The 15,324-nt window shown below is 64.9% G+C and carries 16 protein-coding genes; 8 read left to right on the top strand and 8 right to left on the bottom strand.

The genetic code is table 11. The annotated features are described in order from the left end of the window. The 5 genes from ACE3SN_RS12445 to ACE3SN_RS12425 all read left to right on the top strand — a co-directional run. A partial coding sequence (locus tag ACE3SN_RS12445; RefSeq protein WP_374530493.1) for a sensor histidine kinase occupies positions 1-242 on the top strand: 242 nt, incomplete at its 5' end. Further along, positions 239-874, top strand: a complete 636-nt coding sequence (locus tag ACE3SN_RS12440) for a response regulator (protein ID WP_374530491.1) — start codon at positions 239-241, stop codon at positions 872-874. The genes ACE3SN_RS12445 and ACE3SN_RS12440, both read left to right, overlap by 4 nt. Positions 875-1,021: 147 nt before the next feature. Continuing rightward, positions 1,022-1,984, top strand: a complete 963-nt coding sequence (locus tag ACE3SN_RS12435; protein ID WP_374530489.1) for a GAF domain-containing protein — start codon at positions 1,022-1,024, stop codon at positions 1,982-1,984. Positions 1,985-2,129: 145 nt separating this feature from the next. Further along, the gene (adh, locus tag ACE3SN_RS12430; RefSeq protein ID WP_374530487.1) at positions 2,130-3,653 is read left to right on the top strand and encodes an aldehyde dehydrogenase; all 1,524 of its coding nucleotides are present in this window, start codon (positions 2,130-2,132) and stop codon (positions 3,651-3,653) included. Between the two features lie 161 nt (positions 3,654-3,814). Beyond that, the gene (locus ACE3SN_RS12425; RefSeq protein ID WP_374530485.1) at positions 3,815-4,501 is read left to right on the top strand and encodes a TorF family putative porin; all 687 of its coding nucleotides are present in this window, start codon (positions 3,815-3,817) and stop codon (positions 4,499-4,501) included. A gap of 84 nt (positions 4,502-4,585) precedes the next feature. On the opposite strand, the gene ACE3SN_RS12420 is transcribed toward ACE3SN_RS12425, so the two are convergent. From ACE3SN_RS12420 to ACE3SN_RS12395, 6 genes are all read right to left on the bottom strand, one after another. Then, positions 4,586-5,776, bottom strand: a complete 1,191-nt coding sequence (locus tag ACE3SN_RS12420) for a type III PLP-dependent enzyme (RefSeq protein ID WP_374530483.1) — start codon at positions 5,774-5,776, stop codon at positions 4,586-4,588. Between the two features lie 164 nt (positions 5,777-5,940). Beyond that, a complete protein-coding gene (locus ACE3SN_RS12415; RefSeq protein WP_374530481.1) occupies positions 5,941-7,194 on the bottom strand; it encodes a serine hydrolase domain-containing protein in 1,254 nt (417 codons plus the stop codon). Between the two features lie 36 nt (positions 7,195-7,230). After that, positions 7,231-8,430 (bottom strand): carboxynorspermidine decarboxylase, encoded by a 1,200-nt coding sequence (locus tag ACE3SN_RS12410; protein WP_374530479.1) that lies wholly within the window; start codon positions 8,428-8,430, stop codon positions 7,231-7,233. A gap of 29 nt (positions 8,431-8,459) precedes the next feature. Further along, positions 8,460-8,873 carry a hypothetical protein gene (locus tag ACE3SN_RS12405; protein ID WP_374530477.1) on the bottom strand — a complete coding sequence of 138 codons (414 nt, stop codon included), beginning with the start codon at positions 8,871-8,873 and terminating at the stop codon, positions 8,460-8,462. After that, positions 8,870-9,220, bottom strand: a complete 351-nt coding sequence (locus tag ACE3SN_RS12400; protein WP_374530475.1) for a DMT family protein — start codon at positions 9,218-9,220, stop codon at positions 8,870-8,872. The genes ACE3SN_RS12405 and ACE3SN_RS12400 overlap by 4 nt, the downstream gene beginning before the upstream one ends. Beyond that, on the bottom strand, positions 9,220-10,431 hold the full coding sequence (locus ACE3SN_RS12395; protein ID WP_374530473.1) for a saccharopine dehydrogenase C-terminal domain-containing protein: 1,212 nt from the start codon (positions 10,429-10,431) through the stop codon (positions 9,220-9,222). Before ACE3SN_RS12395 ends, ACE3SN_RS12400 begins: the two co-directional genes overlap by 1 nt. A gap of 63 nt (positions 10,432-10,494) precedes the next feature. On the opposite strand from ACE3SN_RS12395, the gene ACE3SN_RS12390 reads away from it, so the two are divergent. The 3 genes from ACE3SN_RS12390 (at position 10,495) to ACE3SN_RS12380 (ending at position 12,440) form a co-directional block, all read left to right on the top strand. After that, positions 10,495-11,472, top strand: a complete 978-nt coding sequence (locus ACE3SN_RS12390) for a threonine/serine dehydratase (protein WP_374530471.1) — start codon at positions 10,495-10,497, stop codon at positions 11,470-11,472. A gap of 75 nt (positions 11,473-11,547) precedes the next feature. Next, on the top strand, positions 11,548-11,994 hold the full coding sequence (locus ACE3SN_RS12385) for an MAPEG family protein (RefSeq protein ID WP_374530470.1): 447 nt from the start codon (positions 11,548-11,550) through the stop codon (positions 11,992-11,994). After that, a complete protein-coding gene (locus tag ACE3SN_RS12380) occupies positions 11,991-12,440 on the top strand; it encodes an MAPEG family protein (protein WP_374530468.1) in 450 nt (149 codons plus the stop codon). Before ACE3SN_RS12385 ends, ACE3SN_RS12380 begins: the two co-directional genes overlap by 4 nt. A 54-nt stretch (positions 12,441-12,494) precedes the next feature. Here the strand turns inward: ACE3SN_RS12380 and ACE3SN_RS12375 are convergent, their stop codons facing one another. Together ACE3SN_RS12375 and ACE3SN_RS12370 are read right to left on the bottom strand one after the other, a co-directional pair. Beyond that, positions 12,495-14,948 carry a TonB-dependent receptor gene (locus ACE3SN_RS12375; RefSeq protein ID WP_374530466.1) on the bottom strand — a complete coding sequence of 818 codons (2,454 nt, stop codon included), beginning with the start codon at positions 14,946-14,948 and terminating at the stop codon, positions 12,495-12,497. Between the two features lie 155 nt (positions 14,949-15,103). Then, positions 15,104-15,324, bottom strand: a 221-nt coding sequence (locus ACE3SN_RS12370) for a hypothetical protein (protein ID WP_374530464.1), incomplete at its 5' end; no start/stop codon positions are given.

Here is a 15,324-nt window from a genome sequence, read left to right as displayed (position 1 = left end):
CGGTGGCCAATGCCGTGCGCCACGGCGGTGCGACGCGGGTCGAGCTTGGCCTGGGCCGCGGCCCTCACGCGCTCGTGCTGACGATCGACGACAATGGCCGCGGGTTCCCGCTCGATGAAGTGGCGAATGCCCCGCGATCGCTGAATGAAAGAATTGACGAACTGGGTGGAACGCTGGTGATTTCCTCGCATCCCGGTGCTACAAGAGTGGGCATTACGCTCCCGCTTAAAGGACGGACATGACAAGTGTAGTCATCGCCGATGATCATCCGTTCCTGCGCGCCGGACTGGAAGCGGTGCTTCGTTCGTCCGGCATCGATATCTGCGCCTCCGCCAACGATGGCAACGAAGCCCTTGTGGCAGTGGCCGCGCACAATCCCGATGTTGTGATCCTCGACGTGCAGATGCCGCAGCGCGATGGCATTTCGGTGCTTGAGGCGCTGCGCGGCCGGGGCGACGATCGCCCCGTCATCCTGCTGACCGCCGCGCTCGACGATAGCCGCCTGGTCGCCGCAGTGCGGGCCAAGGTCAACGGCATCGTCTTCAAGCAGGGGGCCGAACAGCACCTGATCGATACGATCCGCAAAGTAGCCAGCGGCGAAACGGTCATTCCTGCCGACCTTCTGCTCAAGGCGCAGGAGCTGATCGATCGCGGCGGCCCGACCGACCTGCTTGAAGCGCTCGCCCCGCGCGAACGCCAGATCACCGAAGCCGTCGCCCGCGGGATGCGCAACCGCGAGATTGCCAGCCACCTCGGCATGACCGAGGGCTCGATCAAGGTTTACCTCAACCGCATTTTCGACAAGCTGGGCGTTGAAAACCGCACTGAACTGGCCATCCGCATTCACGAACAATCGCGCGGATCCAACAGTTAGCGGTGTCTCGAAAGCGAGACACTTTGGCGGCAGGCTCGCACAATGGGCCTTGCCATGGCGTCAGCCCTGTTCCTCATTGCCCGAAAGGTCTAGAAAGCTGCGGCCACAGTGCACGTGCACGGCCGCTCCGGTGAGAGAGAACCTGCCATGACCGAGAGGAAGGGCATTCACAGCGAACACGTCCTGGCGACTGTCCAGTCGGGCAACGCCGCGGCGACTTCGCCGGTTGCGGCATCGTGGTGCCGCTCGGCGATCCACCATGGGCTCGATCCTTCCGCCTCGCGCCGGGGCGAACGGATTGGCGGTGCGGAACTCGCAACGCTGCGCGCCGCCAACGGCGAACTGCTGGCCGCCGCCACCCCCGTTCTCGACACGCTGTACGGCAGCGTCGGGCGCACCGGCTGCTGTGTCGTGCTGTCGGACACCGATGGCGTGATCCTCGAGGCGCGCTCTGCCGATGGCGACAACGCGCTGTTCGATGCGGTCGGCCTGACCTCGGGCGCGCAGTGGAGCGAGGCCGCCGAAGGCACCAACGGGATCGGCACCTGCCTCGTCGAACAGCGCCCCGTCACGATCCTGCGCCACGAACACTTCGCCAGCCGCAATGTCGGCGTATCCTGCATGGATGCCCCGATCTTCGATCCGCAGGGACAACTGGTGGCCGCGCTCGACGTTTCCAGCGCGCGGGCCGACCACGGCGATGCCATGGCCGCGCTGATCTCCGCGCTGGTGCAGGATGCCGCGCGCCAGATCGAGCGCGATTACTTCTGCCGCCATTTTGCCCACGCCCGCATCGTCTATGCCCCGGACCAGCCCGGGCGCGGTTCGGCCCTGCTCGCAGTCGATCGCGACGATCTGGTGATCGGCGCCACCCGCGCCGCGCGCCGCCAGTTCCAGCTTGGCAACGACCGACTCGCCAAGCCCCGGCCGCTTGCCGACGTGCTGGGTACCGGTGAGATGACCGGGTTCGAGGAAAGCGAACGCGCCGTGCTGCGCCAGGCCCTCGCCCGCTCTGGCGGCAATGTCGCCGCCGCCGCGCGCCTGCTCGGCATCGGCCGCGCCACGATGTATCGCCGGATGGAACGCGCCGGCATGGGCGGGATGCATTGAGGGCAAATGTCATCGCGCTGTCTCACACGTGATACACCTGCCCCCTCCCCACTTCCCCGCCCCCCTGTTTTTACCCGGCAACATATGAAACCCAGGATCCAAGGCCCTGCATCAAGCGGGCCGGTTTTTGAGGGGATCCTGACAGATGGACATGCTCGTTGCTGGAGAAGCCTCCAAGCTCGTCTCTCCCTTCGCCAAGAGCTATGACAACTTCATCGGCGGTAAATGGGTTGCCCCGTGCGCCGGCCGCTATTTCGACAACGTCAGCCCGATCACCGGCAAGCCGGTGTGCCAGGTCGCGCGCAGCGACGCTGACGACATCGAACTGGCGCTCGACGCCGCCCATGCCGCCAAGGACGCCTGGGGCCGCACGGCGCCGGCCGAACGCGCGCTGATCCTGCACCGCATCGCCGATGTGATGGAGCAGAACCTCAACCTGATCGCTACCGCCGAAACCTGGGACAACGGCAAGCCGATCCGCGAGACGCTGGCCGCCGACATTCCCCTCGCGATCGACCACTTCCGCTATTTTGCGGGCTGCGTGCGCGCGCAGGAAGGTTCGATCAGCGAGATCGATCACGATACCATCGGCTATCACTTCCACGAACCGCTGGGCGTGGTCGGACAGATCATCCCCTGGAACTTCCCGATCCTGATGGCGGCGTGGAAACTCGCTCCGGCGCTGGCCGCAGGCAACTGCGTGGTGCTCAAGCCCGCCGAACAGACCCCGGCCTCGATCCTGGTGGTGATGGAACTGATCGGCGACCTGCTGCCGCCGGGCGTGCTCAACGTGGTCAACGGCTTCGGCCTTGAAGCGGGCAAGCCGCTCGCCAGCTCCAAGCGGATCTCGAAGATCGCCTTCACCGGGGAAACCTCCACCGGCCGCCTGATCATGCAGTATGCCAGCGAAAACCTGATCCCGGTGACGCTGGAACTGGGCGGCAAGAGCCCCAACATCTTCTTCGCCGATGTCGCCGAAGCCGACGACGATTTCTTCGACAAGGCGATCGAAGGCTTCGTGATGTTCGCGCTCAACCAGGGCGAGGTTTGCACCTGTCCGAGCCGCGCGCTGATCCAGGAATCGATCTATGACCGCTTCATGGAACGCGCGCTGAAGCGCGTCGCCGCGATCAAGCAGGGCAACCCGCTCGACATCGAAACGATGATCGGTGCGCAGGCCAGCGCCGAACAGCAGGACAAGATCCTGCGCTATCTTCAGATCGGCAAGGACGAAGGCGCCGAAGTGCTGATCGGCGGCGGGATTTCCCAGCAGGGCGGCGACCTTGCGGGCGGCTATTACATCCAGCCGACCGTGTTCAAGGGCCACAACAAGATGCGGATCTTCCAGGAGGAAATCTTCGGACCCGTCGTTTCCACCACCACCTTCAAGGACGCGGACGAGGCGCTGGCGATCGCCAACGACACCATGTTCGGCCTTGGCGCGGGCGTGTGGAGCCGCGACGCCAACACCTGTTACCGCTTTGGCCGCGCCATCCAGGCCGGCCGCGTGTGGACCAATTGCTACCACGCCTATCCGGCTCACGCCGCGTTCGGCGGGTACAAGCAATCGGGCATCGGGCGCGAGACCCACAAGATGATGCTCGAACACTACCAGCAGACCAAGAACCTGCTGGTTAGCTACAGCCCGAAGAAGCTCGGCTTCTTCTAAGGGTCGCAAATCTCCGGCGGGCGGGACCGCAACCTCTCTCCTCCGCACGGCCGCCCGCCGGACACCCCGATTTTGAACAACAGGGCAATTGCGCCCGCCGCCGCAGCGTCTTGCTCCGGCGAACGGGAAAGTCTTGCCCGAAACCATGAGGACACGAAGCCATGAAGACCATTTCAGCCCTGCTGGCGCTCGGCGCCGCTTTCGCCCTTCCCACTGCTGCCATGGCCAAAGAGGGCGATGCCTCGCCCGTCACCGTCAGCTTCAGCCTGACCGGCGCGACCGACTATGTCTGGCGCGGTGTCAGCCAGTCGAACGAGGACCCCGCCGTGTTCGCGACCGCCCAGGTCAACTATGGCGGCTTTTATGCCGGCGCGGGTACCGAGAACGTCGACTTCGCGGGCGTGAAGCAGGAATACGACCTGTGGGGCGGCTATGTGTTCGATCTCGGCGGGGCGAAGCTCGACCTTGGCGTGGTGCGCTATGGCTATGTCGATGCGGGCGCGAATATCGATACGCTCGAAGGGAAGATCGGCCTGTCAGGCACTGTCGGCAAGCTGGGCCTTGGCGCGACTGCCTATCACACCGGCAACTACTTCGGCACCAGCGAGCCGGCGACCTATGTCGAGGCCAATGCCGCCTATCCGCTGACCGACAAGCTTTCCGCTTCGGGCGCGTTCGGGCACCAGCAGATCGACAACCTGCCCGACTACAACACCTGGAACCTGGGCCTGTCTTACGAAGTGCTCAAGGGCGCGAAGGTGGATGTGCGTTATCACGATACGGACACCAATGCTTTCGGCACGCTGGGTGACAGCCGCGTGGTCGGATCGTTCACCGTCGGGTTCTGACCCGCCGCACGGCGCAAATGCAAAGGGGGCGGGAACCACCGTGGTTCCCGCCCCCTCTTGCTTTTAAAGCCCGGCTCTGGCCGATTAACGCAGCGACACCACGTTATCGCTGTGACGCGGATCGCGGCGGTTGCCGGCGTACTGGCTGGCCATCGGCTCGTCCGTGACTTCGACGATTTCGGCCTGGCCGAACCCGTTGAAGGCGGTCTTCATCGCCGCGCCGTAAGCACCCAGCATGCCCACTTCGATATAGTCGCCCGCGCGGATGTCCGCCGGCAGCGCGAAGGGGCCTTCCATATAGTCGGCATCGTCGCAGGTCGGGCCATAGAACGCGAATTCCTGCGCTTCTTCCGAGCGCCCTTCCGCGAGCACGCGCACCGGGAAGCGCCAGCCCACGTGGGCCGCGTCGTAGAGCGCGCCATAGGCACCGTCGTTGATGTACAGCTCATCGTCGCGGCGCTTTTCGACGCGCACGATCATCGAGTTGTATTCCGCGCAGAGCGCCCGGCCCGGCTCGCACCACAATTCCGACGAATACGACACCGGCAGCGATTCGGCCGCACGGTGGATCGCGCCGAAATAGTCTTCGAGCGGCGGGGGCTCCATGCCCGGATAGATCGACGGAAAGCCGCCGCCCACGTCGACGATGTCGACCGTGACGGAGGCATCGACGATCGCCGCGCGCACGCGTTCCAGCGCCTGGACATAGGCAAACGGGGTCATCGCCTGCGAACCGACGTGGAAGCAGATGCCCAGCGCATCGGCCACCTGGCGAGTCGCCTGCAGCAGCGGCGCGGCATCGGCCAGGTCCACCCCGAACTTCGAGGCGAGGCTCAGCTCCGAATAGTCGGATGAAACGCGCAGGCGCACGCACAGCGAAAGGTCTTCGGCGCCATCGGTCGCCTTGACGATCTTCGCCAGCTCTTCCTGGGTATCGAGGCTGAAGGTCCGCACGCCGTGGACCTTGTAGGCCTCGGCAATGGCGGCAGCCGGCTTCACCGGGTGCATGAAGCACAGCACGGCTTCGGGCAGCACCGAGCGCACCAGGCGCACTTCTGCAATCGAAGCAACGTCATAGTGCGTCACGCCCGAGGCCCACAGGACCTTCAGGAGTTCGGGCGAGGGATTCGCCTTCACGGCATAGAGCGACTTGCCCGGAAACTTCTCGACAAAGAAGCGGGCGGCGCGCGCTGCGGCGTGCGGGCGATTGAGGATAACGGGTTCGTCGGGCGAAAGGGCGCGAACTACAGCCGGTGCATCAGGATAGTTGTGCAACTCAAGGGACCCCCAATAGGCCTTGCGGCCAGGTAACACGAAAGACGAGGCTGCCTTGCGGTTATTGGAAGTCCCCTTGGGGCAGCGGGGGTGCGATATAGGACTTCGCAGATTAAGTGCAAATGAATTTTTATGACCGTTTTGTTGCAGGCAAGATGCCACGCTCAGCCCGCCAAAATCAGGTGCTGCGCAAGGGCTTCATAAGCCGGCAACGAGGTGGGATCGATGCCCGCATTTCCGGCAATCGGATGCGATGCAAAGCGCGCCACAACCATCTCGGCGGCCGGATCGACATAGATCACCTGGCCGTGGATTCCGCGCGCGGTAAAGGCCCCGCGATTGTTGTGGGTGATCCACCACTGGCTGCGATAGGACCAGCCCGGAAGGTGCGGATAGGTCGAACGGGCAAAATGTTCCGGATTCGCCCCGCCCCGGATCGAATCGACGACTCCGGCGGGGATCACCTGCCGCCCATTCCCCACCCCGCCGCAGCGCATAGCCTCGCCAAAGCGGGCCATATCGCGCAGCACCGGATTGAGCCCGCCACCGGCAAAGGCCATGCCGGTCGAATCGATCAGGAAATCGGCATCCTGCTCCATCCCCAATGGCTGCCAGATCCGCTCGGAGAGCACCTGTTGCAGCCGCTTGCCCTCGGTGCGAGCGACCAGCCAGCCCAGCACTTCGGTGTTGCAGGTGCGGTACATGAACCGCTCCCCATGGCCGCGCCCGTCCTCGTGGGCGATGGTGGGCAGGAACGCGAACACGTCAGTCGGCCCGCTGTAACCCGGCGCACGCGGGGTCAGGCCCAGCGCCTGGCTGAAGGCGCCGATGCCCGAATTGGGATCGGTATATTCCTCGCTGAAGGCGATGCCGGTGGTCATGTCCATCACCTGGCGCAGCGTGGCATTGCCAAAGCCGCTGGAAGCCATTTCGGGCAGAAGCTCAGCCATCGGCGCGGCGGGATCAAGCTTGCCCTCGGCCACCAGCATTTCCGCCAGCACACCGACGAAGCTCTTGGTCACCGACCAGGCGATGTGCGGCGTATCGCGGCGGGTGACGCCAAGGTAGCGCTCATAGACCACCGCGCCCTTGTGCAGCACGCAGACGGCATCGGTGAAATTGGCCGCCAGCGCGTCCTTCCAGCTCAGTTCCGCGCCGCCGCCCATCGGGGTGAAGGTCACGCCGTCGAGGTCATCGCGCGGGGCCTCCGGCAGGTTCCAGACCGGCCCCTGCCCCCGCCCGACCCGCGCCGTGGGCAGGAATTCGCGCATGTGCGAGAAGGCATAGCGGTGCATCGGAAAGCGCATGTGATCCGCGCGCGCCCAGGCCAGGCGCTTGTCCGGTGCGGGCGGCAGGCCCTGCATCCAGCCCATCAGCGCCGGATCGCTGGTCGTCGCATCGAGAATGTCCTGCGGCATCGCCTGTCCCCTGCTTGTGTTTGAGGACACTGTGCCTCAGCTCAGCCGGTCGCGGAAGTCCTCATAGGCAAAGCGCCGCACGCATTCGAGCGCGCCGGTTTCGCTGTCCCACAGCCAGATCGAGGGCAGCGGCACGCCGTTGAAAGTCGTGGTCTTGACCATCGAATAGTGCGCCTGATCGAGAAACGCGAAACGCAGCCCAGGCTCGACGGCCATAGGAAAGCGGTAATCGCCGATCACGTCGCCCGCGAGGCACGACGGCCCGCCAAGGCGCACCGCCCCGCCCGCGCCTTCATCCACCTCGGTATCGACCTGCGGCAATTCACCCAGCATGGCCGGGCGATAGGGCGCCTCGATCACGTCGGGCATGTGGCAGGTTGCCGAAATGTCGGTGATGGCCAGCGGCATCCCGTTCCAGTGCGTATCGAGCACCGTGCCGACGAGAATCCCGGCGTCGAGCGCCACGGCCTCGCCCGGCTCAAGGTAAAGCTCGCAGCCGGTCTTAGCCTTCACGGCCTTGAGGAATTCGACCAGATCGTCCCGCTGGTAATCGGCGCGGGTGATGTGATGACCCCCGCCGAAGTTCAGCCATTTGAGCTGGCCAAGGTAGGGCGCGATGAACGGCTTTACGGCCTGCCAGGTGCGCTGCAGCGGCTCGAAATCCTGCTCGCACAGGGTGTGGAAATGGAGCCCATCGACCCCTTCCATCAGCTCCGGCGTCAGCTGGTCAACCGGGAAACCCAGCCGCGAATGGGGCGCGCAGGGATCATACCGCGGTACTTCACCTTCGGCGTGCAAGGGATTGATCCGCAGGCCAATATCGAATTCCCGCCCTTCGGCCCGCGCCAGCGCGATCTGGGGGACGAAGCGTTCGATCTGCCCCGGTGAATTGAAGATCACGTGGTCGGACAGGCGCAGGATTTCGGGCAGGTCCGCCGCCTTGTAGGCCGCGCAATAGGTCGCGATCTCGCCGGCATAGAATTCACCCGCGAGCTGCGCTTCCCACAGGCCCGAGGTACAGACCCCGTCGAGGTATTCGCCCACGATCGGCGCGACCTTCCACATCGAGAAGGCCTTGAGCGCGGCGAGCACCTTGATCCCCGCCCGGTCGCGGACGTCGGCCAGCACTGCCAGGTTCTGCCGCAGCCGCGCGGCATCGACAACGAAAGCCGGGCTATCGACGCGGCTGAGGTCAAACTGGGCAAAAGCCCCCGGATCGCCGGCTCTGGTTTCCATTTTCAAACACCTAATAGAATGGACACGACTTAATCAGCGCAAATCGTCTCGCCAATCGCTCCGCCGCTAAGCTCGGCATGACAACCGAAGACCGGACCGCTTTCCGCTTGGCATTTGCAAGACTTCGCATCACCGAAAATTTGATCTGAGTTTGGTTCAGCGAGGCATTTGCCAATGCAATCGGACTTACTTTGGCAGGATTTTCCTCCGTCAGGCAAACGCCAAACACAGGCTTCAATCTGCAACATGCCCTGCGCCATCACCTGTCCGCCGGATGCCTTGCATGTGGCGACTTGGTTGGGCGTCAGTTCCTTGTGCCTGACGCTGTCTCGCAAACCAGACGCGGCATCTACACTTGGCGGGATTCCACTTCGTTCCGGCGCACAGCTTGAAGTCAGCAGAGCAAACAAAACGATTGCCAGTGCCCTGTTTGCCTGGCTCATCCCAGCGGGGCCTTGAAGATGAAGAATGCGCCGGTCACGATGAAGGCAAAGCCGACCATCTGGCTCATGGTGGGCTTCATCCCGAACAGCACCCAGGCCATCAGGATGAAGGTCGAAAGCGACATGACTTCCTGGATGGTCTTGAGTTCCGGCAGCGAATAGGCCGCCGAGCCGATCCGGTTGGCCGGCACGGCCAGGCAGTATTCGAAGAACGCGATGCCCCAGCTGGCCAGCACCGCCAGCCACAAGGCGCGCGATTGCGCCTTGAGGTGGCCGTACCAGGCCAGGTTCATCAGCAGGTTGGAGCCTGCCAGCAACCCGATCGGGGCAAGCGCGTTGAAGTTCATCAGAACTCGACCGGGCCGGCCAGTTCCTTGACGTGCCAGGGCAGGCCTTGCGTGTTGAGCATATCCATGAACGGATTGGGATCGAGCTGTTCGATGTTGAACACGCCCTCACCCCGCCACGCGCCGGTCAGCATCATCGCCGCGCCGATCATCGCCGGAACGCCGGTGGTATAGCTGATCGCCTGGTTGCCGGTTTCGTGGAACGCGTCCTCGTGGTCGCAGATGTTATAGATGTAGAAGGTCTTCTCACCCGACCCGTCGAGCGCCTGGCCCGTGGCGATATCGCCGATGTTGGTCTTGCCCTTGGTGGTCGGGCCCAGCGTTTCGGGCTTGGGCAGCACGGCGGCGAGGAACTGCAGCGGCACGATTTCCTTGCCCTGGTAGTTGATCGGCTCGATCCCGGTCATGCCCACGTTCTGCAGCACGGTGAGGTGGTTGATATAGGCATCGCCGAAGGTCATCCAGAACCGGCCGCGTTCCAGCTCGGGGATGAACTTCGCGAGGCTTTCCAGTTCCTCGTGGTACATCAGGTACATGTTCTTGGGGCCGACGGCTTCGAAATCGAAGTTGTGGCGGATCGTCATCGCCGGGGTTTCGACCCATTCGCCGTTCAGCCAGTGGCGCGCGGGGGCGGTCACTTCGCGGATGTTGATTTCCGGGTTGAAGTTGGTGGCAAAGGCCTGCCCATGGTCGCCGCCGTTGCAATCGAGAATGTCGAGGCTGCGGATGGTCTTCAATTTGTGCTTCTTGAGCCACATCGCGAACACGCTGGTCACGCCCGGATCGAAGCCCGAACCCAGCAGGGCCATCAGGCCCTTTTCCTTGAAGCGGTCGTGATAGGCCCACTGCCACTTGTATTCGAACTTGGCCTCGTCCTTCGGCTCGTAGTTCGCGGTGTCGAGGTAATCGACCCCGGCGGCGAGGCACGCGTCCATGATCGGCAGGTCTTGGTAGGGCAGCGCCACGTTGACCACCAGCTTGACGCCGGTCTGCTGGATCAGGCGGGTCAGCGCCGGCACTTCCTCGGCGTCGATCTCATAGGTCTGGACGGTCTGCCCGGTGCGCTCCTTCACGGACGCCGCGATCGCATCGCACTTTGACTTGGTGCGGCTGGCGAGGTGGATTTCGCTGAAAATGCCGGCGTTCATCGCCATCTTGTGCACGCAAACCGAGCTGACCCCGCCCGCGCCGATCACCAGAACCTTGCTCACGTCTCGAATCTCCTTTGGTCCTGCCCTTTCCGGCAGGCGTGGCCGCGCTTATAGGATTGTTTCATGACAGCACAACAAACCCGCAGCCCCACGGCCGAGGGAGTCGCCCGCGCGGCGGCCAAGATAGCGAAAATCCTGCCGAAAACACCCCTGCTTGAGGCAGAGGTCAACGGCGCGCGCCTGTGGTTCAAGGCCGATTGCCTGCAGCCGATCGGCGCGTTCAAGATTCGCGGCGCGTGGCACCGCCTGTCGGACCTGACCGAAGCGGAGCGCGCGGCGGGCGTGGTGGGCGTATCCAGCGGCAACCACGCACAGGGCGTGGCCTGGGCGGCGCGGCGGCTGGGGATCGCGGCGACCATCGTCATGCCCGTCGATGCCCCGCAGGTAAAGCTTGCCGCCACCCGCGCGCTGGGCGCCGAAGTGGTGCTCTATGACCGCCCCGGCGGCGAGGACCGCGACGCGGTGGCGAACCGCCTTTGCGCCGAGCGCGGCGCAACACTGGTCCACGCCTATGCCGATCCCTGGGTGATCGAGGGGCAAGGCAGCGCGGGGCTGGAAATCGTGGAGCAGCTTGCCGAGCGCGGGATCGAAGCGCCGACCCGGATCGTCGCGCCCTGCGGTGGCGGCGGGTTGACGGCGGGCCTCGCCCTCGCCTGCCCCGAAGCGGAAATCGTGCCAGTCGAACCCGAAGGCTGGGACGATGTCCGCCTCAGCCTTGCCAGCGGCACAATCCTGCGCGTTTCGGCCGATGCCCCGCCCACCGCCTGCGACGCGCTGCAAACCCCCGCGACCTGGCCGATCAACTTCGCGATCCTGCAAGCGCGCTGCGCCTTTGGTCTCGCCGTGTCTCCCGCCGAGGTGCGTGCGGCGCAGCGCTGGGCGTTCAGCGTCCTGCACCTGGTGGTCGAACCCGGCGGTGCGACGGCGCTGGCGGCAGTGCTGGCGGGCAAGGTTTCCACCGACGGGCGCACCGCGATCATGCTCACCGGCAGCAACACCGACCCCGAAAGCTTCGCCAAGGTAGTGACCGGAAAAGATTAGTTGCGTTTGACAATCGGATTCGCCGCGCACAACCTGCCCCCACTCTGTAACGGCAGAGAATAGGGGGAGAATCCTATGCAAGCGCAAATGCTCGCGCCGGCCGCCGTGCTGGTGCTGTGGTCGCTGATCATGCTCGGCTGGACGGCGGCAACGCGTTTTCCGGCGATGGCCAAGACCGGAATGGACGTGAAAACCGCCCCGCCCGGCGGGCGCGGACAAGACCTTGAAGCCGTCCTGCCGCCGCAGGTCAGCTGGAAATCGCACAATTACACCCACCTGATGGAACAGCCGACAGTGTTCTATCCCACGGTCGTGATCCTGGCGCTGTTGGGCGGCAGTCAAACCGATCTGGCGATTGCCTGGGCCTATGTCGCCCTGCGCGTCGTCCACTCGATCTGGCAGGCCACGGTCAACACCATCCCGGTGCGCTTTTCGCTATTCCTGCTGTCCACCGTCTGCCTGTTCGTGCTGGCGATCCACGCCGTTGAACTGACCCTGCTAGCCCAAGGAGCCGCCGCATGATCGGAATCGAAATCCTCAAGCCGCTGGCAGTCCTCGCCGGCTGGACCATGGTGATGTGGATCTGGATGTATGCCACCCGCATTCCCGCCATCAACAAGCTGCCCAAGCCGACCGAACCCGGCGCCGACCAGGGCTGGACCGGGGCCATGCTCGAAGGCCTGATCCCGCGCGAAGTGCAGTGGAAGGCGCACAACTACAACCACCTGCATGAAGCGCCGACCGTGTTCTATGCGGTCGCGCTGGCGCTCGCACTGATCGGCCAGGGCGACGGGCTCAACGCCCAGATCGCCTGGGCCTATGTCGCCCTGCGCATCGTTCACTCGATCTGGCAGTCGACCGTGAACAAGGTTGGCGTGCGCTTTCTGCTGTTCGCGCTGTCCAGCCTGGCGCTGATGGCGCTGACGGTGCACCTGCTGATCGCGGTGTTCCACATGCCGGCCGCCTGAGCGGACAAACCGCACGGCAAATTCGGGGGGCGGCTGCGGCCGCCCCCTTTGCTTTCAGAACATCTTGCGTAGTTCGAGACTGATCACCCGTCCGCGCGGATCGAGGTAGTCCGGCTGGTACGATAGCGGCACCGCCCCACTCGCATCGGTCACCTTCTGGCGCGAATCGAACAGGTTCTCGAACTTCAGCACAAGCCGCGCGCCCTTCAGGAACGACGCGCCGTCGGTTGCGCCCTTGATCCGGTCGAAGTCGGCAAACAGGTTGAGGTTGAACTTGGTCACCGCGCCAAAGCGCAGGTCGCTCGAACCCGGCAGGCCGCTGGCGTTGACGTGGGTCGGCGCATTCCACGTGCCCTCGGTGCGGAACCCGAAGCCCTTGTAGAACATTCCGCCATTAAGCTCGAGGCTATGGCGCGGTGTGCCGCCGGTGGTCAGCGCATCGCCATTGAGCAGGTCGAGCGTGGGCACGCCCGGCGCAATCAGCACCTTGCTTTCGAACTGGACGGTATGGAACAGGCCGAACTGCCAGCGGCCCTGCCCGCCGCCCATCGGCCCCATGCCCGGCACTCCGCCCGGTCCGCGCCCGCCCGGCCCGCCGCGCTGCGGCCCCGGCGGCGGCGCCTTGCCCACGGTGCCGCCAAGATTGATCCCCCAGCGCAGGCGCGAGCCGGTCTGTTCGGCAAGGGTCACCGGGCGCTGGTCGATGGCGATCAAGTTGCCCGCCGAATCGCGGACCACCCGCCCCGGAAAGGCCGCCTCGGTCGCCGCGGTCAGCGTCGGGAAACTGGCTGAAACGTCGTTCGAACGATTGCGGAAGTATTCGACCACCAGGTTCGAATTGCCGGGAATCGGCAGTTGCCAGTTGGCGGAGAACTTCCAGTCGCGCTGACGCTCCTTGCGCAGCGCCGGATTGCCGCCGCTGGTCACGGTCACCAGCGCGGTCTGGCCGGTGGCATAGTCATAGACCGGCACGTTGTAGGTCTGCACGGTCGGGTTGCCGAGCTGCGCCAGCGTGGGCGCGGCATCGTTGACGATATAGCTCGCCCCGAACGACAGCCGGTCAAGCGGCGCCCAGTTGAGCCCTGCGCTCCAGTCGGTCAGCCCGCCGAAGTCCGACAGGTGGTTCCACCCGGCCGAGAGGTTCAGCGTAATGTCGCCTAGCGCGGCCAGCGTGTTCTCGCGCCGGCTGGCAAGCGGCAGGGCAAGGTTGGTGCCGACCGAAAAATCGCCGCGCGTAAGACTGGTGGTGCCGGCAGAAGTCCGCGTGTCGCTGCTTTCGATGTTCGCCCAGGCGTAACCGGTCTTGAGCGTCAGGACCGCCTCGCCCGCAGGCATGCGGAACGGCCGCCCGATCAGCGTGACCAGCCCGGTCGCGCCGTCGCTGTTGGTCCGCGCCGTTGCATAGCCGCCGCTCGCCACCGCGGGCAGCGGCCCGTCGATCGCCAGGGTCCCGGCTGCCGCCGCCGCAACCAGCGCAGACGTATCCGCGCGCTGTTCGATTTGCGAGATGGTTTCGCTGTGGCTCCCGTCCAGCGTCGCCGAAAGCTGCCAATCGCCCAGGAAGGTGTTGATCCCGGCCCCGGCCTGCAAGGCGGTGGTCCCGGTGTGGCGGCGCAACGGATCGTCCAGCGTGCGCAGTTCGCTCGAACCATCCGGCGCGGTCAGGGTGACGGCATTCAGGCCGGAATAGCTGGTCGTCTCGGTCCGCGTCGCGCGTCCGCTCAACGTGATCGCGCCGCCCAGCCCGTCCTTGCCCAATCCCTTCGACCAGCTGGTGTTGAAATCGTAGGCCGTGTTTGCGGCGATCAGCGAACGCCACGCCGCCGGATCGGGATCGCTCGCCACGGTGGGGGTGTTCGCCGGGGTCTGGATCACGCCGCGTTCGGCTTCGAACAGCGGGCTCGTGTGGCTGACTGATCCGTTGACCGAAAGGCGGTTTGGCCCGCTGATCTTGAGCAAGGTCGCCTCAAGTTCGGCCTCGGCAAAGCCGCCGTAGCTGGGCAGGCCATAGGTCGCCTCGGCCCGGCGGCTGGAGAAATTGTCCTTGAGGATCATGTTGACCACGCGCGTGTCGGGCGGAAAGCCGAAGCGCAGGGCCACTTCCTCGGGCAGCACTTCGACCCGCTTGATCGCTTCGGGCGGGTAATTGCGCATTTCGCGGAAATTGGTGATGCGCTGGCCGTTGACCAGCACCACCGGCGGCCCGCTGCTGCGCCCGCGGCCAGACCCGGTCTGCGGTGCCAGGGCATCGAGCAAGTCGGCCAGCGAACTTGCGCCCAAAGCGGCGATATCGCCTTCGTCATAGCTGGCGATGGGTTTTTCGGGCGCGTCGACCTGACCCTTGATCCGCGCCGCCAGCACGACGATTTCGCCGGGCATCAAGGCTTCGTCCTGCTCGCTCACGGCATCGGCCGACTGCGCCGGGGCCTGATCCTCGGCGGCAAGGGCGGGCGCGCTCAGCGCGGACGAACAGAGCAGCGCCAGGGCTGGGAGGGGAAACCGTGTCATCGCGTCCTTCGCAACAAATGTCAGAATTTTCGGCTGTTAGGCCCTTCCGTCCGCTCCCGGCGCCCTGTTGCGACAGCTTCCCGCCCAAGGCAAGCCGCGCGCCGGTAACAAATTGTCACGCCGCTGTTACATGTGGTGCGCAAGGACGCATTTCGTTACGCGGGGTGAGAGCGGCGAACTTGCACCGCACAGCATTTCGTCTTCCAGGCTAAAGTCGGGAGGACGATTACCTGCCCCGTCCCCACCCCGCCTTCCGCCGCATTTTCGCCAAAGGCTTCCCTTTTTCCGCGCGCGGGGCTATGGCGCGCCGCAATGTCACAGACCCAAAACGGAAACTGAGCGCGGATGGCGAAGGAAGAACTGCTCGAAATGCGTG

It is taken from the genome of Novosphingobium sp., assembly GCF_041915465.1.
Lineage (GTDB): Bacteria > Pseudomonadota > Alphaproteobacteria > Sphingomonadales > Sphingomonadaceae > Novosphingobium.
This window is presented reverse-complemented; position numbering and strand designations above follow the sequence as displayed.

Excerpts from the sequence above, each read along its gene's own strand:
- ACE3SN_RS12440 (WP_374530491.1), top strand. The coding sequence starts at position 239 with ATGACAAGTGTAGTCATCGCCGATGATCATCCGTTCCTGCGCGCCGGA.
- ACE3SN_RS12435 (WP_374530489.1), top strand. The coding sequence starts at position 1,022 with ATGACCGAGAGGAAGGGCATTCACAGCGAACACGTCCTGGCGACTGTC.
- adh (WP_374530487.1), top strand. The coding sequence starts at position 2,130 with ATGGACATGCTCGTTGCTGGAGAAGCCTCCAAGCTCGTCTCTCCCTTC.
- ACE3SN_RS12425 (WP_374530485.1), top strand. The coding sequence starts at position 3,815 with ATGAAGACCATTTCAGCCCTGCTGGCGCTCGGCGCCGCTTTCGCCCTT.
- ACE3SN_RS12415 (WP_374530481.1), bottom strand. The coding sequence starts at position 7,194 with ATGCCGCAGGACATTCTCGATGCGACGACCAGCGATCCGGCGCTGATG.
- ACE3SN_RS12410 (WP_374530479.1), bottom strand. The coding sequence starts at position 8,430 with ATGGAAACCAGAGCCGGCGATCCGGGGGCTTTTGCCCAGTTTGACCTC.
- ACE3SN_RS12405 (WP_374530477.1), bottom strand. The coding sequence starts at position 8,873 with ATGAGCCAGGCAAACAGGGCACTGGCAATCGTTTTGTTTGCTCTGCTG.
- ACE3SN_RS12400 (WP_374530475.1), bottom strand. The coding sequence starts at position 9,220 with ATGAACTTCAACGCGCTTGCCCCGATCGGGTTGCTGGCAGGCTCCAAC.
- ACE3SN_RS12390 (WP_374530471.1), top strand. The coding sequence starts at position 10,495 with ATGACAGCACAACAAACCCGCAGCCCCACGGCCGAGGGAGTCGCCCGC.
- ACE3SN_RS12385 (WP_374530470.1), top strand. The coding sequence starts at position 11,548 with ATGCAAGCGCAAATGCTCGCGCCGGCCGCCGTGCTGGTGCTGTGGTCG.
- ACE3SN_RS12380 (WP_374530468.1), top strand. The coding sequence starts at position 11,991 with ATGATCGGAATCGAAATCCTCAAGCCGCTGGCAGTCCTCGCCGGCTGG.
- ACE3SN_RS12375 (WP_374530466.1), bottom strand. The coding sequence starts at position 14,948 with ATGACACGGTTTCCCCTCCCAGCCCTGGCGCTGCTCTGTTCGTCCGCG.